16 protein-coding genes are annotated in these 21377 nt (G+C 43.2%); 12 read left to right on the forward strand and 4 right to left on the reverse strand.

Annotated features, from left to right (window positions below; genetic code table 11):
• Window positions 1-644: 644 nt before the first annotated feature.
• Window positions 645-1385 (forward strand): ABC transporter ATP-binding protein, encoded by a 741-nt coding sequence (locus QVO88_RS03935; RefSeq protein WP_022287226.1) that lies wholly within the window; start codon window positions 645-647, stop codon window positions 1383-1385.
• Complete coding sequence (locus QVO88_RS03940; protein WP_265290334.1) at window positions 1372-2694, forward strand: ABC transporter permease; 1323 nt, start codon at window positions 1372-1374, stop codon at window positions 2692-2694. The genes QVO88_RS03935 and QVO88_RS03940 overlap by 14 nt, the downstream gene beginning before the upstream one ends.
• A 153-nt stretch (window positions 2695-2847) precedes the next feature.
• Here the strand turns inward: QVO88_RS03940 and QVO88_RS03945 are convergent, their stop codons facing one another.
• The 4 genes from QVO88_RS03945 to QVO88_RS03960 form a co-directional block, all read right to left on the reverse strand.
• Window positions 2848-3618 (reverse strand): hypothetical protein, encoded by a 771-nt coding sequence (locus QVO88_RS03945; RefSeq protein WP_022287228.1) that lies wholly within the window; start codon window positions 3616-3618, stop codon window positions 2848-2850.
• An 81-nt stretch (window positions 3619-3699) separates the two neighbouring features.
• Window positions 3700-4917: a pyridoxal phosphate-dependent aminotransferase gene (locus QVO88_RS03950; RefSeq protein WP_022287229.1), complete on the reverse strand. Its 1218-nt coding sequence runs from the start codon at window positions 4915-4917 to the stop codon at window positions 3700-3702.
• A gap of 1 nt (window position 4918) precedes the next feature.
• A complete protein-coding gene (locus tag QVO88_RS03955) occupies window positions 4919-5287 on the reverse strand; it encodes an MmcQ/YjbR family DNA-binding protein (protein ID WP_022287230.1) in 369 nt (122 codons plus the stop codon).
• A 219-nt stretch (window positions 5288-5506) separates the two neighbouring features.
• Entirely contained in the window at window positions 5507-6979 is a 1473-nt protein-coding gene (locus QVO88_RS03960) for a S1C family serine protease (protein WP_022287231.1), read from the reverse strand.
• 744 nt (window positions 6980-7723) lie between these two features.
• Here QVO88_RS03960 and QVO88_RS03965 point away from each other — a divergent pair.
• From QVO88_RS03965 to QVO88_RS04010, 10 genes are all read left to right on the forward strand, one after another.
• The gene (locus QVO88_RS03965) at window positions 7724-8467 is read left to right on the forward strand and encodes an ABC transporter ATP-binding protein (RefSeq protein ID WP_022287232.1); all 744 of its coding nucleotides are present in this window, start codon (window positions 7724-7726) and stop codon (window positions 8465-8467) included.
• Window positions 8460-9407 carry an ATP-binding cassette domain-containing protein gene (locus tag QVO88_RS03970; RefSeq protein ID WP_022287233.1) on the forward strand — a complete coding sequence of 316 codons (948 nt, stop codon included), beginning with the start codon at window positions 8460-8462 and terminating at the stop codon, window positions 9405-9407. Before QVO88_RS03965 ends, QVO88_RS03970 begins: the two co-directional genes overlap by 8 nt.
• A gap of 131 nt (window positions 9408-9538) precedes the next feature.
• Window positions 9539-12505, forward strand: a complete 2967-nt coding sequence (locus QVO88_RS03975) for an extracellular solute-binding protein (RefSeq protein WP_022287234.1) — start codon at window positions 9539-9541, stop codon at window positions 12503-12505.
• A gap of 17 nt (window positions 12506-12522) precedes the next feature.
• Window positions 12523-13461: a carbohydrate ABC transporter permease gene (locus tag QVO88_RS03980; RefSeq protein WP_022287235.1), complete on the forward strand. Its 939-nt coding sequence runs from the start codon at window positions 12523-12525 to the stop codon at window positions 13459-13461.
• Window positions 13462-13479: 18 nt separating this feature from the next.
• A complete protein-coding gene (locus QVO88_RS03985) occupies window positions 13480-14382 on the forward strand; it encodes a carbohydrate ABC transporter permease (RefSeq protein ID WP_022287236.1) in 903 nt (300 codons plus the stop codon).
• 41 nt (window positions 14383-14423) lie between these two features.
• Window positions 14424-16034, forward strand: a complete 1611-nt coding sequence (locus tag QVO88_RS03990; protein WP_147338059.1) for a tetratricopeptide repeat protein — start codon at window positions 14424-14426, stop codon at window positions 16032-16034.
• Window position 16035: 1 nt separating this feature from the next.
• Complete coding sequence (locus QVO88_RS03995; protein ID WP_022287238.1) at window positions 16036-16665, forward strand: Yip1 family protein; 630 nt, start codon at window positions 16036-16038, stop codon at window positions 16663-16665.
• A 26-nt stretch (window positions 16666-16691) separates the two neighbouring features.
• Window positions 16692-19169: a DUF5696 domain-containing protein gene (locus QVO88_RS04000; RefSeq protein ID WP_022287239.1), complete on the forward strand. Its 2478-nt coding sequence runs from the start codon at window positions 16692-16694 to the stop codon at window positions 19167-19169.
• Window positions 19169-20251, forward strand: coding sequence for a carbohydrate ABC transporter permease (locus tag QVO88_RS04005; protein WP_022287240.1), 1083 nt, complete (start codon window positions 19169-19171; stop codon window positions 20249-20251). The genes QVO88_RS04000 and QVO88_RS04005 overlap by 1 nt, the downstream gene beginning before the upstream one ends.
• 12 nt (window positions 20252-20263) lie before the next feature.
• Window positions 20264-21313: a carbohydrate ABC transporter permease gene (locus QVO88_RS04010; protein ID WP_022287241.1), complete on the forward strand. Its 1050-nt coding sequence runs from the start codon at window positions 20264-20266 to the stop codon at window positions 21311-21313.
• Window positions 21314-21377 lie beyond the last annotated feature (64 nt).

Genomic DNA, 21377 nt, shown 5'->3' on the forward strand with positions numbered 1-21377 from the left:
TTTGTAAACAGCAAAAGCCTATTTTAAAACTTAAATACTTCACAAATTTTAAATTCGTTCATTGGTGAAAATGTAATAAATCCTCCCTATTTACTATAGAAGTACGAAAAATGAATAAATTACAAATGATTAAAAAACGGTAACAAGAGCTTTTTTGGACAGTTGAAAACTACAGTTGAAAACTTTTGAAAATGTTGAAAACTATGTTGAAAATGTTTAAAACTCATGCTATAACAGCAATTTGGTGTTGAAAATTATAAAGTTTTCAACAATCGTCCGTTTTTTTACCCTTGTCTGTAACCAAAATGTAATCAAATCATTACATTGTGATATCCAAAAAAACGTACTTGAAAGAGTTGAAAATGTACAGAATATTATTTGATTTGTAATCATTATGTAACGTGGTTTACTTTATCTCACAAAGTAAGTGAATTTTACATTCTGACGCATAAAAAATAAAAATCATGCCTGTTTTGGTGAAAACCGCTATTTACATCGTGTCATAGACAGTGTATACTATTAGCAAATCATATTTACATAGCAGTACATGACAAATGTCAATTGACAGTTGGAACGTGGTGTGCTATACTTGATTTATTCACAAAAAATATAATGATACAGACAAAGAAAGGAATGGGGAAACGATGGAAACCGTTTTACAGGTCAAAGGGCTTTCAAAGCAGTACAAAAAAGGCATTTACGCCTCCCATAACGTCACTTTTGATGTTGGAAAGGGCGAGATATTTGCGTTGATAGGTCCAAACGGTGCAGGAAAGACAACAACAATAAGAATGATATCAACACTTTTGCAGGCAACAGAGGGCGACGCTATCGTGGCAGGTCATAGTATTCTCACTGAACCTGATATGGTAAGAAAAAGCATTACATACCTCCCTGACGAGGCTGGTGCGTATAAGACCATGACAGGCAGAGAATATCTGGAGTTCATGGCTTCTATCTATGCCGACAACGGAGAACAGGCTTACGAATTTGTTAAGCGTGGCTGTGAGATATGCGAGCTTGGTGACAGGCTTAATGATAAAATATCAAATTATTCCCGTGGTATGGCAAGAAAGCTTCTCCTTGCAAGGGCGATAATGCCGCTCCCTGCACTGGCTATCCTTGACGAGCCGACTTCGGGACTTGATATCATAAACGCCCTTGAAATAAGAAGAATGATAAGAAAGCTTGCTTCTGAGGGCATGAGCTTTCTGCTTTCTTCTCACAATATGCTTGAAATAGAGTATGTTTCAGACAGAGTGGGTATAATTGCAAAGGGCGAGTTGCTGGAAGTCGGCAAGCCTGCGGAGCTTATTGAAAAATATGGCGCTCAGAACCTTGAAGAAGTCTTTGAAAGGGTGGTGCTTGACCGTGAAGTTTTATAGTCTTTTCCGCAAGGAATTAAAGGAAATGCTCAGCCTGCAAACTATTATAACAATGATAGTCACAGTAGTGGTGCTTGTTATGGCAGGTCAGGCAATGTCAGGGGCAATAAGCGACAGTGCCGAAAAGGCCTCCGACCTTACTATCTGCGACCTTGACAAAACAGAGTTCACAGAAAACGTTTTAAACTCTCTGAAAGCTACTGCAAAGGCTGGTGACGGTAAGATAACAGTTGTAGATATAAAGTCTGATGACTATGCCGCAGAGCTTAAAAGGCTCGATCAGGACAGCGTTGTGATAATACCAAAAGGCTTTACAGAGCAGGTAAAACAGCATAAAAAGGCAGACGTTGGATATGTTCAGAGAATGACCTCTCTTGCAACCATGTCAAATATAAACACAGGCTCAGACACTGCCCTTGCAGTTATACAGCAGGCAGTAAAATCAACTATCTATCAGGATAAGCTTTCAAGCGGCGCAATGACAGAGGACGAAATGAATCAGCTTGAAGACCCTGTACTGCTTTCTGAAACAACGGTTGTTGGCGACAAGGCAGATAAAGTGAGCAGTTCTGTAGTGATGTCCCTTTGTTCCGCACAAAGCATGGTAGTGCCTATAATAATGTTCGTTCTTATAATGTTCTCGGCTCAGATGATACTTAGCGCGATCTCTACCGAGAAAATAGACAAGACCCTTGAAACGCTTCTTTCCGCACCTGTTTCAAGACTTTCAGTCCTTGCGTCAAAAATGCTTGCCGCAGGTGTTGTTGCGGCTTTGCAGGCTGTGGTCTATATGTTCGGCATGAGCAAAATGACAGGCGGTCTTACTGAGGGCATGGGAGATACCTCAGCATATGAATCTGCAATGGAAAACCTTGGTCTTACTATGAGCATTGGACAGTATGCTCTTGTGGGAATACAGATGTTTGTGTCTATCCTTATCTCATTGTCACTCTCAATGGTATTAGGAGCACTTGCAAAAGACGCAAAATCTGCCCAGACAATTCTTTTGCCTATAACCTTCTCCGCAATGATACCATATCTTCTTGCAATGGTAGTTGATATCAGAACGCTTTCACCTGTTATAAAGTATATCGTCTATGCTATACCGTTCACCCATACCTTTATGGCAAGCGAGAACGTAATGTTTGGCAACTACAGCCTTTATGCAGGGGGACTTATCTATCAGATAGTACTTCTTGTAGTGTGCATGACTGTCGCACTGAAAATCTTCATGAGCGACAAGATATTCACAATGTCAATAGGCGGAAAGCAGAGAACAAGAAAGTCATTTGCTTTTAATAAGAAATAATATCACATAAAAGCTTATAATTACGCCACTTATATGTAGGGGAGCGACTCAATTTCTGTTTAACAGAAATACGACATTCCACCATATAGGTTTTATCGCAAAACAAAAAAACCGCTGCGGATCTTTCTCCGTGGCGGTTTTGCTTTGTGCTATTTAATTTTCTGAAGTTTTAAGCCCAGTGTTCTCGTCAACAATGCCGTTATCCTGCGTGATATTGAAAATGCACCATTTTCCGCTGCATTTTCCAACGTAGATGTAAAGCTTTGCGTCCTCACTGCCCTTTGAGCCTTTGAAAGTCACGTTCGTTACTATCTCATAAGCCTCTGAAACATTCGGTGCAGAGCCGTAAAAGCTTTTGTATTCGCTCAGGTCATATTCAGATTCTTTAAGCTTTGTTTCTCTGCCGAAAGATACGTCGATAGTGTAATCAGAACCATAGCTTTCAATGAAATCACCGTAAAGGACTTCTTTCATAACCTGCTCTTTGCCATATCCGCCTTCGGTTCGCTGCTGTTCGTATTCGTTCTTCATCTCTTTCGGAAAGCACTCCACGAATGAGTCGAAATCGCTTGTCTGTATGGACTTGAAGTATTTTTCTATTACCTCTGTCTTTGTGGAGTTGAAAATAACTCCGCTTTTGTATAGCACAGCCACGATAACGCCTATAACAACTACCGCCACAATGGCAAGGGTCTTTTTGCCTGCATTGGGATCATAGTGACGCTTTATCTCAGTGTCATCTTTTTTCTCCTTTTCCCACTCGGCATAAAGCTCTTTTTCCTCCTCCGTCCTGAAACGTTCAGGCTTTGTGGGCTTTTTGTATTTGTCGGCGGCGTGGGTCTTTAAGTTTGGGTCGCCATAGCCGCACTTGTCGCAGTGATCTCCCTCATAATAGTTTCCACATGATTTGCAAAGTTTTGACATTTTTGTACCTCGTGTCTGTGTTTGTAGATGTATGGTATGAGCATAAAAGCATATTGGGCGAACACTGTCCGCTCTACAGTTTTACTTCTGCTTGTAGTCTTTGAGGAAATCTCTCATTTCATTCATGGAGTATTCAAGATCCTCAAGCTTAGGAAGATAAACTATCCTGAAATGGTCAGGCTGTTCCCAGTGGAAGCCGCCGCCATGAACAAGAAGTATCTTCTTCTCACGGAGAAAATCAAGCACGAACTGCTCGTCATTTGTGATGTTGAAACGCTTTGCGTCTATCTTAGGGAAGATATAGAATGCCGCCTTAGGCTTTACAGCCGACAGACCGTCAATGCTGTTAAGTGCGTTGTAGATATACTCTCTCTGATCGTAGATACGTCCGCCCGGCAGGAGCAGATCGTCAGTTTTTGTGTAATCACCAAGAGCATATTTGATTATATACTGGCTCGGTACATTTGAACAAAGCCTCATGCTTGAAAGCATATTAAGACCCTCTATGTAGCCTTTTACTCTGCTCTTATCACCGCTAAGGGTCATCCAGCCTACACGGAAGCCTGCGATACGATGTGACTTTGAAAGTCCGTTAAGAGTGATGCAGAAAACGTCAGGGCAAAGTGAAGCGATAGAAGTATGCTCAACGCCGTCCATAAGAAGTCTGTCATATATCTCGTCTGAGAATATGATAAGCTCATGACGTCTTGCCATGTCTGCTATCTTTTCAAGTATTTCTTTTGGATATACCGCACCTGTCGGGTTGTTAGGGTTGATGATAACGATAGCCTTTGTCTTGTCTGTTATCTTCTTTTCCATGTCCTCAAGGTCAGGATACCATTCGGAGCTTTCATCACAAATATAGTGAACGGCAGTACCGCCTGCAAGAGTAACGGAAGCTGTCCACAGCGGATAGTCAGGGGCAGGAACAAGAACCTCGTCGCCGTTGTTGAGAAGACCCTGCATTACCATTGTGATAAGCTCGGAAACACCGTTTCCGGTGTAGATGTCGTTAAGACTTTCAACAGGTATGCCCTTAAAGTGTGCATAATCATAAATAGCCTGTCTTGCTTCTGTTATGCCCTTTGAGTCGGAATAGCCCTGAGCGTTTCTCAGATTGTCTGTCATTGCCTGTATTATCTCGTCAGGGGCATTGAATGCAAACGGAGCAGGGTTTCCGATATTGAGCTTGAATATCTTTTCTCCCTTTGCTATCATTTCATTTGCTTCGTCCATAACAGGACCTCTTATATCATAACACACGTTATCAAGCTTGCTTGATTTTGAAAAAGTTCTCATTTTATAAAGCTTCCTTTCGCTTTTTGGTTTTCTTTTTATCTTTACTCTTTGTAAGCTCAAAGCTTCTGAGGGTAAGATCTTCTATCTCCTCTGTTGGCACGTCGCTGTCGAGATACAATGTTATCCAGTGGACCTTGTTCATGTGATAAGCTTCCGTCACGCCCTTGTAGATATCCCTGTAAAACAGCACTTCTTCGGGTTTTAGCTTTAAGTTTACTATCCACCTGTCATTGTGGAGCATCAAAAGCCCGAACCACTTTTTCGTGTCCCAGTGGCGCAGTGCAGTGGACTGAAAGTCCTCGTTGAAAGGCTGGTCATATGTCGCACCTGCAATAGAACCGCAAAAGTCAAGATATTCTTCTTTTGTCATAAAATCACCGACCTTTGCAAAATAAAGAAGTGTACTCGTTTAAGGCAATACCGTCAGGTGGGCTTTGTGCGGTGTTGCCTTAATAGTATACCTTATTATAATAACACTGCTTTGACCCTCTGTCAAGAAGAAAGTCAAGAAAAAAGCTGTCCCGATCTCTCGGAACAGCTCTTTCCCTGAAGTAAAAGAATATGAAAAATATGAAGAAAGCTTTGTTATTTAGAAACCGTAGCCGTAATTATAGCCGCCAAGACCATTGCCATAGTTTCCATAGTAATCGTTGTAGTCGTCGTTGTTATTGTTATTATTATTGTTATTGTTGTTCTGGTCGTTGTCATTTGACTCAGAAGTGTCCTCTGTGGACTCGCCGAGAACAACGTCAACATTTATCATTTTCTTGTTTCTGTATATAGTAAGCTGAACAGTGTCACCGACTTTGCACTTGTTCTTTATCTCATTCAGCTCGCTGATGTTTGATATAACAGTTCCGTTTATGCCTATAACGATATCATTTTCCTGAATACCAGCCTTTTCAGAGCCGCTTCCCTTAGTAACGCTCTTTACAAGGAAGCCCTGTGGGATACCATAGTAAGATGAATATGCGCTTGTGATGTCTGTACCTGAAATTCCAAGGCTAGGTCTGCCTGTAACGTAACCGTTCTTCATAAGGTCCTCAACAATAGGGAGCGCCTCGTCGATAGGGATAGCAAACCCAAGTCCCTCGCCCACAGATGATGATACCTTTGCAGAGGTGATGCCTATTACCTGACCATATGCGTTGATGAGTGGTCCGCCTGAGTTACCGCTGTTGATAGAAGCGTCTGTCTGGATAAGATTCATTGTCCTGTCCTCAACAGTGAGCGTTCTGTCTGTTGCGGAGATTATACCTGCTGTTACAGAGTTTGCAAGTGAGAAGCCAAGTGGGTTGCCTATTACGATAGAAGCTTCACCTACCTGAAGATCTGCAGATGTGCCGAACTCAGCGGCTGTAAGTCCCTTTGCGTCTATCTTCAAAACTGCGATATCAGTCTGAGTGTCTTTGCCTACAAGGGTAGCTGTGTATGTGAGGTTGTCCTCATCGTCATCAGAGCTACTGTCAGAGCTTGATTTGCTGTCATCTGATTTGCTTGAAGTATCGTTGTAGCTGTCAGGAAGCACAACTGAAATAGACTGTGCACCGTCAACAACGTGTGCGTTGGTTACGATGTAGCCGTCCTCGCTCATTACGATACCTGAACCTGTTGCAGTGCCGTTTGAAAGGATACAGGAGATGCCTACAACAGAAGGTGAAACTTTCTCTACTATCTCAGGGATAGTCAGTGCGTCGGACGGAGTTGAGAGCTGCTGGATAGTTGGCAGATTTGAACGGTCAACAGTGCTTTTTGCACTGTTTGATGAGCTGTCGTCCTTTGAAACAACGGTGCCGCTGTTTGATGAGCCTACAGCGTTCTTTCCTGTAACAAGATTGTAGCCTACAATGGAAGTAGTTCCGATAGCTGCAACGCAAAGCACTGCAATAATGCCTGAAAGCACCTTCTTGCCCTTTGACTTTTTCTTATTAGGATTGTATGTGAACTCATTCACGCTGCCTGCCTGAGCCTGATATTGATTATATCCGTTTTGCTGTGTATAGCTATTCTCAAAATTGTTATTATTGTTATCATTTAAGTTGTTGTTTCTGTATTCATTCATGATGAAAACCTCCTGGTATGTCAGCGGCGTGAGCCGTGGTAGTCAATTTTAACCGCCCCTTGTGGGGCTTTCTTGTTTCGTTATCTAATATTATACTTGTCTATGTGAAAACTGTATGATAAATAGGACAATGTTTAATGTTTTTTACGGGAATATTACGTCATATTGCAGGCTTATTTCTTTCATATTTGGCTTTTTTTATAGGTTCAAATTGCACAAATGCCTTTTTGTATAGTTTTTTTTGCCTCCTTTTACATAATGTTAAGAACAGTTTTGCTTTTGCATATTTTAAATAAATATATCAAATGTTTTTTGTGCATATCGGTAGAAATTTTTCGGATTTTATTCTTCAAAATGTAAAATTATTATTAATTGAAAGCTAAAATCTTGACGGCTACAGAGTTTTCAACCTTTTTTGACAAGATTTATTGCGAAATGCACAAAAAATGATTTTATAGTTTGTTTAAGGTGACTAAATCCTCCGCAAGCCTCGTTTTTATGTTATCTTAAACGTTTAACATCCTTGACAAAATACAGAGAAATTGATATAATTAAGATTAGCTGAATGAACCCATTTTGGCATTTTACATAAAATTGTGGGCTGATTTGCATAATTTATTGCCCGAAATTTGAACATATTGTACAAGAAATACAATATGTTGTGGTCGTTGTGTGCTTCTGACACGATATGTGAATAATGCACAAATATTTTAACCTTTGTTTGAGTATATTACATAGGTCAAAATGACCAATACAGTGGATGAGATGAGGGCGAAGATCCTGTTTGATGTGATAAAGGAGCCATGCGGCATGGACACTATACTTTCAACTGAAGATCTGTGCCGTGATTTTAAGATCGGCGACGGAAGCGTTGTGAATGCGCTGAAAAATATCAACATCGAAATAGAAAAGGGCAAGCTGACGATCCTTAGAGGACGTTCAGGAAGCGGTAAGACTACTCTTATCAATATTCTTGGAGCGCTTGACAAGCCAACAAAGGGCAAGGTCATGTTTGGTGGACGGGATATTACAAGGCTTTCTGAAAGAGCCAGAGATGATATACGACGGTATAAAATGGCGTTCGTGTTCCAATCTGTGGCACTCATGTCGGGAATGACCGCTTATGAAAACGTTGACTTTGGTCTAAGACTTGCGAAATATCCATATGAAGAAAGGGATAAGCGCACAAGGGAATGTCTGCGAAGCGTGGGACTTGAAAAGCGAATGTTCCACCGACCGGGGGAAATGTCCGGCGGTGAACAGCAGCGTGTGGCTATAGCAAGAGCTATCGCACATAAGCCTGACATAATTTTTGCGGACGAGCCTACTGCCGAGCTTGATACGGCAACTGCGCTCCATGTTGTAAAGCTTTTCAAAGAGCTGGTGGCGAGAGATGAGATGACTATCATAATGACCACTCACGACCCCAGCATGATAGATATAGCTGATAAGGTCTATACATTAGAGGACGGTGAGATAGTTGAGTGATGAACTTGATACTATTGTAGCTGCCGACAATGATAAATATATGATACGGTGTGAAAATCTGGTGAAGATCTACAAAACTTCTGATGTTGAGGTGGTGGCGCTCCAAGGACTTGACCTGGATGTCGAGCGTGGAGAACTTATGGCAATCGTCGGAAACTCAGGAAGTGGTAAATCGACGCTGCTCAATATGCTTGGAGGACTTGATAAGCCTTCGGCGGGAAACCTTTATGTGGACGGTAAGGATCTTCTGAAGTTTACTGATAAGGATTATATGGAGTATAAAAGGAACACCGTAGGCTTTGTGTGGCAGAATAATGCAAGAAATCTTGTGCCGTATCTTACGGCTGTGCAGAATGTTGAGCTTCCTATGCTGCTCAACGGCGAGCATAAAAGACGGCAGAAAGCACTGGAGCTGCTTGACAGAGTGGGACTGCTGAAAAGAAAAAACAGCAGGCTCGACCAGATGTCGGGAGGCGAACAGCAAAGAGTTGCAATAGCTATTGCATTGGCAAACGATCCGAGATTACTGTTGGCTGATGAACCTACAGGCTCGGTGGATACAAAGACTTCCAATATGATACTTGATATATTCAAGGAGCTTAATAAAGATGAGAAGATCACTATAGTGATCGTTACCCATGACCTTAAGCTTGCCGATCATATCGACAGAGTGGTGGCTATCAGAGATGGAAGAACAAGCTCTGAGATCGTGAGAAAGCGTTCTTATGTGGAGGAGCTTAATGAAATGGGAGATATCGTGCTGGTTGAGAACAGCGAGGAAACGGCTCATGAAGAGCTTATCGTCCTCGACAGATCCGGACGGCTGCAGCTCCCGAAGGACTTTATGGACGCTCTTGAGATAAAAGGCGGCGATAAGGTCAAGGTCGAACTTGATGAGAACGGCGAAAAGCTCGTGCTGTTCAGATCGGGGGGGACGTAAGTTTTATTTTCTTTATTTCCCGTGGGGGATCACATAATGAAGAGGTTCTATACTATTTATATTAGAATGTAATTAAGTAGGCTTGATTCTCGCAAAACCAAAAGCAATTTATTTAGAAAGGTGGATTCATAGTGAAAGACACAATGTTTAGGCGTGTTATTGCTTCCGCATTGGCACTTGCTCTGTGTGCAAGCGCATCAGTTCCAGCATTTGCAGACAGTGAAGCGGCGGACGACAGCACTCTAGGCACGCAGGCAACTGCTGATGATTCTGCAACAGGCGACGGAAGCTCCGCTGCCACGACGGGTACCGATTCGATCCGTCAGACTTCTTATACTAACTATGTAAAGAAGTATGCCGACGCTGCAAGACCTGACCAGACAGTCGAGGTCTTGGGAAAGGATTACGATCCTGCTTCAGTAACAGACGCTCAGATCACTGTAACTACAGTAGATGGAGAGAATGATGTTATGCAGTGGGCAAATCAGGAGGGTTCAGTTTCTTGGACGGTGAACATTCCTGAAACAGGCGTCTACAATATCAAGATGATATATGAGGCACTTGAAAGCAACACAAACGACGTTGAGTTTTCGTTGCTTATCGACGGCGAAAGCCCATATGCAACAGCGTCAAGAATCACGCTTAGCAAGAGATGGATCAACGAATCTGAGATCAAACAGGATTCAAGACAGAACGATATCCGTCCTGGACAGATATCGACTCCATGCTGGCAGGAAACTCCTCTGGAGGACATCGACGGACTTTTTAACGAGCCGCTGGAGTTCTATATGGAGGCAGGCGAACATACGATAACATTTGAATCTGAAAAGGCTGAGTTTGCTGTCAAGAGCTTTACTTTCTATCAGTATGAAGCGCCTGCTGCTTACACAGCACCATCAGACAGCGATCTGACACAGGCTCAGGGACAGAAGATCACTCTTGAGGGTGAAACTGCTGCCTACAAGTCATCAAGAACTCTTTATCCTACATCAGATAAGAGCTCTTATCTCACATCGAGCGCAAACGGCTCAAGCCCTACTAAAACAAGATATAATACTATCGGTTCAGGAAGCTGGACGCAGTCAACTCAGACAGTAACATGGGAGTTCAATGTTGACAAGGCTGGCTACTATAAGATAGGTATAAGAGGCAGACAGGATCAGATGAGAGGTATGTACTCCAACAGACGTCTTTATGTCAATGGCGAAGTACCTTGCCTTGAAGCTAATCAGATAAAGTTCTACTACGATACAGACTGGAGCATCACAACGCCAAAGTCTGAAAATGGCGACGATCTTTATTTCTACCTCCAGGCAGGCACAAACACTATTTCTCTGGAAGCAGTTCCTGGTGAGATCGGTGAGATCATGGGCGATCTGGACGAGCTTGTTTATAACATAAACAGCTACTATAGACAGATCAGACAGATCACAGGTCCTGATCCTGATGAATACAACAACTACATGATCGATACAGCCATTCCTTCTATCGTTCCTGATTTCAAGGAATATGCTAAGACATTGAGAGATAAGAAGGCTGAGATCGAGAAGCTTTCAGGTTCAGGCGGAACTGAGGCTGAAACTCTTGAGAAAATGGCTATCGTTCTTGATAAGTGTATAAAGAAGCCTGACCTTATCCCTGAGATGATGTCACAGATCAAGGATAACATCACATCGGTTTCTTCTTTCGTAAACCAGTATCGTGAGCAGCCTCTTGAGGTCGATATGATCGAGGTAGCTACTTCCGATCAGGATTTCACTTCATGTGACAAGTCATTCTTTGGCTCACTTGGCTTCGGCTTCAAGGGCTTTATCGGTTCATTCTTTGAGGACTACAACGCACTGTCCGATGAGGACGAAAGCGCTATGGAGTGCTGGGTAATGCTCGGTCGTGATAACGCTGAGGCTCTCCAGCAGCTCATTTCAAGTGAATACAATCCAACAGCTAAAACAAAGATCAATCTTAAGCTCGTTCAGGGTGGTATCGTTGAGGCTACATTTGCAGGCAAGGGTCCTGACCTCGCTCTCTTCATGGGCGGCGACTTCCCTATCCAGCTTGCAGCCCGTGGCGTTCTTACAGATCTCACCACATTCAGCGACTTTGACGAGGTAAAGACACGTTTTGCAGACGACGCTACTGTTCTTTATCAGTACAACGGCGGTACATACGGTCTTCCATGTGACCAGACCTTCCCAATGCTGTTCTATCGTTCTGATATCCTCAGCGAGTACGATATCGACCCAGCAACAGATCTTAACACTTGGGACGGACTTCTTAACTGCCTGCCAACACTTCAGAGAAACTACCTTGAAGTTGGTCTTATCCTCCCTGTAATGACAAGCACAGGCGGAACAACTCAGGTATCTGCTATCACAGAGCCTGGTAACACATTCGCTATGCTTCTTCTCCAGCAGGGTCTTAACTACTACAACGAAGAGCAGACAAAGACAACATTCGATACTCAGGAGGCTGTAAACGCTTTCGATACTTGGACAAAGTTCTATACAACATACAGCTTCCAGCAGACATATGACGCATTCACACGTTTCAGAACAGGTGATATGCCAGTAGTTATCCAGAACTACACATTCTATAACCAGCTTTCTGTAGCCGCTCCTGAGATCAAGGGCTGCTGGGGATTCCAGCCAGTTCCTGGTACTGTTCAGGAAGACGGAACTATCAACCACGCAGCAAACTCCAATGGTTCAGGTGCTATTATCTTCACAAAGGCAGCAGATCAGGAGGGCGCTTGGGACTTCATCAAGTGGTTCACCTCAACTGACGCTCAGGTCAAGTACGGTAACAACATCGAGTCTATCCTTGGTACAATGGGTAGATATGCAACAGCTAACGAAGAAGCTCTTCAGCAGTTGTCTTGGACAACTTCAGAAGTAAATCTTCTTCTTGACCAGCTTAATTCACAGGTAGAGATCCCGATCATTCCTGCATCTTACGGTGTAACAAGAAACGTTATGAACGCATTCAGAGCTGTAGTTAATGACTACGACAACGCTCGTGATACACTGTTCTGGTACAATAAGGATATCAATGACGAGATCACTCGTAAGCTTGAAGATCTTGGTCTGTACGACAATTAATGAAAGGGGAGTAACTAATGGCCAAAACCAATCCTGAAGCGCCTATGATAAAACAGGGCAAGTGGAAGTACACATGGCACATGATGAAAACCAACAAGGCTTGCTATGCAATGCTCCTGCCTTTCATGTCTTTGTTCATTATCTTCACGGTAGTGCCTGTCGTAATGTCGCTGCCAATGGGCTTTACAAACTTTAACATGATCGAAACTCCTAAGTTCGTAGGACTTTCAAATTTCTATACGCTGTTCCTTAACGACGACGTATTCCTTATCGCAGTAAGAAACACTCTTATCTTTGCGATATTCACAGGACCGTTCTCTTATATCCTCAGCTTTATCATTGCTTGGCTGATAAACGAGATGAACGCATTCCTCAAAACCTTCTTCACATTCGTGTTCTATGCACCTTCTATGACAACTTCCGTATATGTTACCTGGCAGCTTATCCTGTCAGGTGACTCCTACGGTTACCTGAACGCTGTGCTTATCGATCTGGGTATCCTGAACGAACCTGCACAGTGGCTCACAGATACAAACTATATCCTTACAGTTGTTATCATCGTTCAGCTTTGGATGTCAATGGGTGCAGGCTTCCTTGCTATCCGTGCAGGCTTCCAGAACATTGATAAGTCAATGTACGAAGCAGGTGCTATCGAGGGTATCAAGAACAGATGGCAGGAGCTTTTCTACATCACTATCCCTTCAATGGGACCACAGCTTCTGTTCGCTGCCGTTATCCAGATCTCAGCATCATTCACAGTCGGTGTTGTTGGTCAGAACCTCGTAGGTCTGCCTTCAACAGACTATGCAGCTCACACGATCATGAACCACGCAACAGACTATGGTAACATTCGTTACGAAATGGGTTATGCGTCAGCAATATGTTTCGTATTGTTCGCTGCAATGCTCCTTGCCAATAAGGGTATCAACTGGCTCTTAGGCAAGTATCTTGACTAAAGGAGGGGAGTATATAAAATGGCTAGAAAAAGAAAAAAGCAGCAGTCTATTGAAAAGCTGAAGGTCAAAGAGAAAAAGGCGAGAGTCAATGGTTCTCTTGGCGGAGATATAGTTATTTTCGTATTCCTCTGTCTCCTTGGTGCATTCATGGTGTTCCCGCTGTATTACTCAGTTATCCAGTCTATGAAGCCTGTTGAGGAGCTGTTCGTGTTCCCTCCAAAGCTTTATGTACTGAATCCGACTACCAACAACTTCTCAGATATGTTCAAGGTAGCCGCAAGCTCATGGCAGGTACCGCTGTCAAGATATATCTTCAACAGCTTCTTTATTACAATAGTAATTTGTATCTGCAACCTTTTCGTTTGCTGCTGTGCAGCATTCGTTCTTGCAAAGTGTAAATTTCCAGGAAACAAGGTCATTAACCAGATCATCGTTATTGCCCTCCTGTTCTCCTCAAATGCAACATGGATCATGCAGTTCCTCGTAATGGCTAAGCTCCATATGATCGATACATACTGGGCATTGATCCTCCCAAGCATTTCAACATCAATGGGTCTTTACCTCATGCGTCAGAGCATGACAACCATCCACGACTCCATGGTGGAAGCGGCTAAGGTGGACGGCGCAGGTCTGTTCAGGATCTGTTGGCAGATCGTCGTTCCAAACTCAAAGCCAGCTTTGATGACACTTATCATCTTCGCTTTCCAGGGAGCATGGAACATTCAGGGCGGAGCACTTATCTACTCCGAGCAGCTCAAAACACTACCTACAGTTGTACAGCAGATCACAGCAGCAGGTCTTGCTCGTCAGGGCGTTACATTTGCCGCAGCAGTTGTACTTCTGATACCACCACTGATCGTATTCCTTGTAGCTCAGGGCAACGTCATGGAAACAATGGCTAACTCAGGTATGAAGGATTAATTTGAACTTAGATTATAGAAAAGGAAAAAAGGTGATAAGTAGTGTCGAGAAATAAAATCTCTCTAAAACGAATGATCTCTGCGGCACTTGCAGCAGGTCTGGCGCTGACCATGACCGTGACTGCTTTCGCAGATGAGCCTTATACAGCCTATAACTACGACTATTGGGACGATGCGATCCCATCGCAGAGTGCCTACCGTGTAGAAAAGACTGTAACAGGTGCAGATATGGGTCTTGACAGGCTTTCAGATCCGAGCGACCCGCTTTATATAAGCGATGACGCTCCTGCAAAGCTCTCAGATGCAAAAGACCTCTTTTACGATCAGGACAACGATACTTTCTGGGTGTGCGATTCAGGCAACAACAGAATACTCCGTCTTGATACTGATCTTAAGGTAACAGGCTGTTATACCGGATTCACAGGCTCTACAGAAATATCTGTAGGCGAGGACGGAAGATCGACCTTCCTTAATCCTAACGGCATATATGTCAAAAAGAGCATCTTTGATGATAAGCTTTATGTTTACATCGCAGATACAGACAATTCAAGGGCTGTTAAGTGTACTGTTGAGTCAGGCACAGAAATGACTCTGGTGCAGGAATACACAAAGCCTGACACAAAGCTTTATGATTCCGAAACATTCAACCCTTCAAAGATACTTGCAGATAAGGCAGAGAATATCTACGTTGTTTGTAAGTCAGTAAACACAGGTTCTGTTCAGTTCAATAAGGACGGCGAGTTCCAGGGCTTCTACGGTGCGAACCGAGTTGAGGTAACAGCTGCCGTTATCGCTCAGAAGCTGTGGAGAAAGATCGCTTCAAACGAGCAGATCTCAGCAATGACAAGAAACGTTCCAGTCGAGTATGCAAACTTCGATATCGACGCAGACGGATTTATCTACACTGTTACTGAGGCTGCAAATACTACGACCGACGCTGTTAAGAAGCTTAACCCAGCAGGTTATAACATCTGGGATAACGCAGTCGGCGATGAGTATTCATTTGGTGACGTTGCTTCAGAGTATGATTCAACAACAAATAAAACTTATAAGTGCAGACTTACAGATATCTGCGTTTCTGACAACGGAACAATAAATGTTCTTGACTATGAGAACGGTAGAGTGTTCCAGTATGATAAGCTCTGTAATCTTCTTTGCATCTTTGGTACAAAGAACTCCACTTCTGATCAGGCAGGAAGCTTCCTTGGACCAAACGCTATCGAAGCAAGAGGCAACGAGGTCTATATCCTTGACGGAACAAAGAACGATATCACAGTTTATACTGAAACAACTTTCGGTAATGTCGTTCACAGAGCAGTTCTCCTCTATGACGAGGGTAGATATTCAGACGCAAGAGCTGACTGGGAAGAAGTTATAAAGAGAGACGGCGGCTATGCAATGGCTTATGTCGGACTTGGTAAGGCTTGCCTTAACGACGGCGAGTATATGAAGGCTCTGGATTACTTCAAAACAGCTTACGATCAGGACGACTACGATAAGGCGTTCAAGTATGCAAGAGAAGAATGGCTTAGAGATAACTTCACAGTGATAATGATAGTTATTATCGTTTTGATCGCCCTTCTCATTGTAAAAGCAGTTCTTAAGAAAAAGGGCATAAAGCTCATCAAGCGCAAAAAGAAGGAGGGAAACTGATATGTATGAATTTACTCCGGTAGGTTGGCTCAAGCATTGTGTTTTCCACCCTGTTGAGGGCTTTGAGGACCTGAGATGGAAGAAACAAGGCTCAATGAAAATATCGATGCTCATAGTTCTCTTCCTCTTTATTGCAATGGTCGTTGACAGACAGCTCACAGGCTTCCAGTTCAATGACAGCTACGTTAAAGTATTCAACGTTGTTCCGCTTATCGTTCAGTCTGTAGTTTACTTCTTCACTTGGGTACTCGGCAACTGGGCAATATGCACACTTCTCGACGGTGAAGGTACACTTAAAAAGATCTGCATCTATTCTGCATATTCTCTTGTTCCTTACATCGTTTGCACATTTATCGCAGTGATCTTCTCAAACGTTCTGGTACAGGACGAGTCGATCTGGATCACAGCAATCCAGTATCTTGGCATCGGCTGGTCTGTTATCCTTATGGTGCAGGCAATGAGAGCCGTTCACCAGTATTCATTCGGAAAAACACTTGCTTCAATTATTGGTACGATCATCGCAATGCTTCTTATATTGTTCCTTGCGATACTTCTCCTTTCATTGTTCCAGCAGGTATATGTATTCGGGTACTCAGTTTATACTGAGATCATGTACAGGATCAGAGGCTAAAACAGAAACGGTGGTGTAAATAATAAATGCATAACAAAAGTTACAAGAAAGCAGTTGTCTTTGCTATCTGCCTTACAATGCTGATGCCTCTGGGGTCAATGGTGGTTTCTTCCACTGACGAGAGTTCAAGCCAGGCTGATTCAAGCGCCGCAGTAAAGGATACTGACAGCAGTGTCGATTCAGCGGCTGATGATACAAGCTCAGCTGACGCTTCCGACGCAGCAGCTACTGCCGACGAAAGCAGCGATAAAGCTGCTGAAGACTCGGCAGCCGATGAGAAAACAACTACTACAGCAAGCAAGGACGACGAGGTTCAGCCTATAACTGACGAAGAAGCTCTTGCAATGTGCGAAAAGATAACAGAGAACGACAAGATAGCTCTTTATCTTGACGAAGAAAACGAAAGACTTTGTCTTTATGTAAAGGCTTCAGGTAAGTATTGGTGGACTTCGCCTATAAATGTTCAGGCTGACCAGACAATTATCGACACAGTTAAGGGCACAGCAATGAAAAATGCCCAGAGAAAGCAGATCGCTGCAAGTGCCGCTATCAGAGTCGGTGACCTTAGACAGGAAAAGAGAACAGAGTCCCCTGCTCCGGTTTACTCCAACAAGGCAAAAGTAAAATGGCAGAAAAATTCAGACGGCGTTGTTGCTACATATAACTACGTTTCTGATGGTGTGAAGCTCAAGATACACTATGTTCTTGAGGACGATAACCTCTATGTTTACTGCGATTCAGATGAGATCGAGGAGAAAAACACTTCTCAGGTAGACGGAAAGGTGCTTACAAAGATCGAGTTCTGCCCTAACTTCGGCGCTGCTGATTCAACTGCGACAGGCTATATGATAGTTCCTGACGGAAGCGGTGCTGTAATAAACTACAACAACGGCAAGACCGAGTACGCTGACTATAATCAGCAGGTATTCGGCAGAGATTATACAGCCGTTCCAATAACAGCTCCAAGAACCACTCAGCAGGCTTATATGCCGGTCCTTGCAACAGTAAGCGGTTCATCTGGACTTGTTTGCGTTGCTTCTGACGGTGAGTCAAACGTTTATGCTCACGCTCAGGTATGCGGACAGGAAAAGCAGGCTTACAACACTTGTTACTTCGAGTTTGAAACAAGAAGCTCAGACTCATTCTTCATGAGCGGTGATAACTCAAACAAGATCACAGTGTTCGAGAAAAACGGAATAAAGACCGAGAGATTTGGAGTTCGTTATTATCCTGTTGATTCAGACAACGGCGAGGATCTTAACTACGCTGACTGCGCTGAGGTCTACAGAAACTACCTTATCAATAATAAGGGTCTTACAGCTAAGGCTCAGGCAAATAAGAGCGATCTTTACGTTGACCTTTATGGCGGCGTTATGAAGGATACTTCTATTCTCGGTATCCCATTCAATCTTAAAACAGAGATCACTGGCTTCGATCAGGCTTCCGACATACTTGATATCCTCAAGGACGGCGGAGTTGACAACATAACTGTCAACTATAACGACTGGACAAATGACTCTATCAAGAACAAGATATCCACAGAGGTATCTCCGTCCGGCAAGCTTGGTGGTTCAAGCGCATTCGATAAGCTTATCTCAAAGGACGATAATATGAAGATCGTTCCTTCAATGAACAACTTCAAGATGGACAGTGGTTCATGGGGATATATGACTCTTACAAGCACAGCTATCAGAGTTTCAAATGCTTATTCAAGACAGTCATCATACAGCCCAGCCTTCGGTGTTGCAGAAAAGGGAGTTTCACCTGCTCTGCTCACACCAAACAAGTACTCGAATGTGTTCACAGAAATGCTCGAGAGCTATACTGATGAAAAGCTCACTTCTATCGGCTTCGGTGATTATTCAACAAAGCTTGTTTCTGACTATTCAAAGAAGGATCCTTCAAGCAGAAGCAAGACCATGAATACTATCGTTGACGGCTATAAGAGTGCGAGCGAGAAGATCAGTACAGTATTCGCAGACGGTGCGAACTCTTACGTTCTCCCATATGTAACAAACGTTTCAAACGTTCCTGTTTACTCCAGTGGATTCAACGTAACAGATTTCGATATCCCGTTCTATCAGATGGTCATTCACGGATATGTTGACTACGCTTCAACACCTATCAATAAGAGCTCAAATTCAGATGAAACATTCCTGCTTTCACTGGCTTCAGGCTCACAGATACACTATGATATGACATACGCTGACGCTGATACGCTTCAGGATACAGAATATGACGACTTGTATTATTCAAACTATGCAGGCTGGACAGATCTTGCGGCTAATCAGTACAAAAAGGTAAGCAGCATACTTTCAGGCGTTTCAGATTATACGATCACAAAGTATGAGCTGAGCGATGACAAGAACGTTCTTACCACAACTTATTCAAAGGACGGAGCTTCAGACGTTGTTATCAGTGTTGATAAGAAGAACGCAACAGCTACCGTAGGCACAGAGGTCTATGACCTTGCAGATTGTATAGAAGGAGGTTTGACAGAATAATGAGCGAAGAGATCAAAAACACTCCTGAAGAGATCGAGGCTGTTAAGGCTGAGGATCTTGAAGATACAGTCGAAAAGGAAAATGACGCTGAGGCTGTTACAGAAGATATTTCAACAGAGGAGATAGTCACAGAAGAGCCTGCCGCTGAGGCAGTCGCTCCTGCACCTGTGATGAAGGAAAAGAAGCACAGACTTTCTTATGAAAAAAGAAAAGGACTTTACGGCTACGGATTTATAGCGATCTGGGCGCTGGGTACTATCTACTTCTTTATCCTGCCTCTTATAGAATCTCTCATTTACTCATTCAACAAAACTGAGGTAACTCAGGGCGGAATGAAAATGACCTTTATCGGTTGGAAAAACTATGTAAACGCTTTCCGTAAGGATCAGGATTATTCCAAGGCTCTGGTAGCAATGATCGAGAATACGGTTTTGAGAACTCCTCTTATCCTCATATTCTCTATCTTTATCGCAGTTATCCTTAATCAGAAATTCAAGGGAAGAACATTCGCAAGATCAGTATTCTTCCTCCCTGTTATCATCGCTACAGGTCCTGTTATCGACATCATCAACGGTAACATGAGCACAGGCGGATACGCAGGCGGATCTGAGCAGTTCAGCTCAATGTTCGAGGCTGACCTCGTTGACCAGTTGCTGAACTTCCTCGGTATCTACAACATCAGTGATAAGCTCACTGAGATAATAAACTCGCTGACCACCGACATCCTGAACCTTGTATGGAACTCAGGTATCCAGATACTTCTGGTGCTTTCAGCACTTCAGGGTATCCCGCTCTCAGCTAAGGAAGCAGCCCAGATCGAGGGTGCAACTTCATGGGAGTTCTTCTGGAAAGTCACAATTCCTTATATCAGCCCAATGATACTTTCAAGCGTGGTTTATACAATCGTTGACTCATTCGTCGATCCACAGAACGAAGTTATGACGATCGTTCTTAACAAGGCAAGCAACTGGGAGCATGGCTACTCAGCGGCAATGGCTTGGGCATACTTCCTTATCGTAGCAGTATTCCTTGCACTTGTCGTAGCACTTGTTAATAAGTTCGTTTACTATGAAGTAGAATAAGGGGGGATTTAAGTGGCAACTAAAAAAGAAGAAAAAGAGTTCGAAAAAGAACGAAAGGCTGCTATTAAAGCCCGTTATAAGAAGATGAAAGAGGATGGTCTTGAGAAATATCTCACCCCTGAGCAGATCAGCTATAACAGAAGAAGAAGAGCGATCGGAATGGTTTGGCCGTTCTTCAGATTCCTCATCCTGTTTGGTCTGTGCTTCGTAATCCTCTATCCACTGATATTCATGTTTTCAACTGCGTTCAGACCAAATGAGCAGATGAACGACCCGTCAGTAGTTTGGATCCCTAAGAGCTTCACACTTGATAACATCAAGGACGTTTGGGGAGTAATGAAGTTTGAAGATACTGTTGTAAACACAGTTATCCTTAACCTCGTGGCCTCTGTCCTTCAGGTTATCACCTGCTCTATCACAGGTTACGGCTTCGCTAGATTTAAGTTCAAAGGTAAGGGAATCCTGTTCGGTATCGTTGTTCTTATGATCATCGTACCTCCACAGATCACAACTATCCCACTTTACCTCCAGTATGCTTACTTCAAGCCAGAGTGGCTCGCTAAGGTATTCACGCTTGGTAAATCAACATCGCTTATCAACAGCGGTTGGACAATGTATCTTCCTGCATTGTTTGCAAACGGACTCCGTGCAGGTCTGTTTATCTTCATCTTCCGTCAGTTCTTCAGAGGACTTCCTAAGGAGCTTGAAGATGCTGCATACCTCGACGGCTGCAGCCCACTGAAAACATTCCTTGTTATCATGTGTCCTAACGCAAAGTCTTCGTTCCTGACAGTATTCCTGTTCTCTATCGTTTGGTACTGGAACGACTACTATGTATCATCATCATTCTTCACACAGAACGACACTGTTGCTCTTATGCTGAAGAACCTGAATACAAACCTGACTCAGCAGCTCTTCGACGGTCAGGCGGTATCTGTAAGACAGATAATCGTATGGCTTGAAGCAGGTTGTCTGCTTTCTATCACACCTATCCTTGTTATGTATGTATTTCTCCAGAGATACTTTATCGAGGGTGTTGAAAGATCAGGTCTTGCAAACTAATTTGCAAATAAGCTTATCAAAAGTCCTGCACTTCGGTGCGGGACTTTTTTTTGCGTGAAGCCCT

Source organism: Ruminococcus sp. CAG:57 (assembly GCF_000435935.1).
In the GTDB taxonomy this organism is placed as follows: domain Bacteria; phylum Bacillota; class Clostridia; order Oscillospirales; family Ruminococcaceae; genus Hominimerdicola; species Hominimerdicola aceti.

What these genes read in the sequence shown, in the direction of transcription:
- QVO88_RS03935 (WP_022287226.1), top strand. Translation starts at nt 645, where the DNA reads ATGGAAACCGTTTTACAGGTCAAAGGGCTTTCAAAGCAGTACAAAAAA.
- QVO88_RS03945 (WP_022287228.1), bottom strand. Translation starts at nt 3,618, where the DNA reads ATGTCAAAACTTTGCAAATCATGTGGAAACTATTATGAGGGAGATCAC.
- QVO88_RS03950 (WP_022287229.1), bottom strand. Translation starts at nt 4,917, where the DNA reads ATGAGAACTTTTTCAAAATCAAGCAAGCTTGATAACGTGTGTTATGAT.
- QVO88_RS03955 (WP_022287230.1), bottom strand. Translation starts at nt 5,287, where the DNA reads ATGACAAAAGAAGAATATCTTGACTTTTGCGGTTCTATTGCAGGTGCG.
- QVO88_RS03960 (WP_022287231.1), bottom strand. Translation starts at nt 6,979, where the DNA reads ATGAATGAATACAGAAACAACAACTTAAATGATAACAATAATAACAAT.
- QVO88_RS03965 (WP_022287232.1), top strand. Translation starts at nt 7,724, where the DNA reads ATGACCAATACAGTGGATGAGATGAGGGCGAAGATCCTGTTTGATGTG.
- QVO88_RS03980 (WP_022287235.1), top strand. Translation starts at nt 12,523, where the DNA reads ATGGCCAAAACCAATCCTGAAGCGCCTATGATAAAACAGGGCAAGTGG.
- QVO88_RS03985 (WP_022287236.1), top strand. Translation starts at nt 13,480, where the DNA reads ATGGCTAGAAAAAGAAAAAAGCAGCAGTCTATTGAAAAGCTGAAGGTC.
- QVO88_RS03995 (WP_022287238.1), top strand. Translation starts at nt 16,036, where the DNA reads ATGTATGAATTTACTCCGGTAGGTTGGCTCAAGCATTGTGTTTTCCAC.
- QVO88_RS04000 (WP_022287239.1), top strand. Translation starts at nt 16,692, where the DNA reads ATGCATAACAAAAGTTACAAGAAAGCAGTTGTCTTTGCTATCTGCCTT.
- QVO88_RS04005 (WP_022287240.1), top strand. Translation starts at nt 19,169, where the DNA reads ATGAGCGAAGAGATCAAAAACACTCCTGAAGAGATCGAGGCTGTTAAG.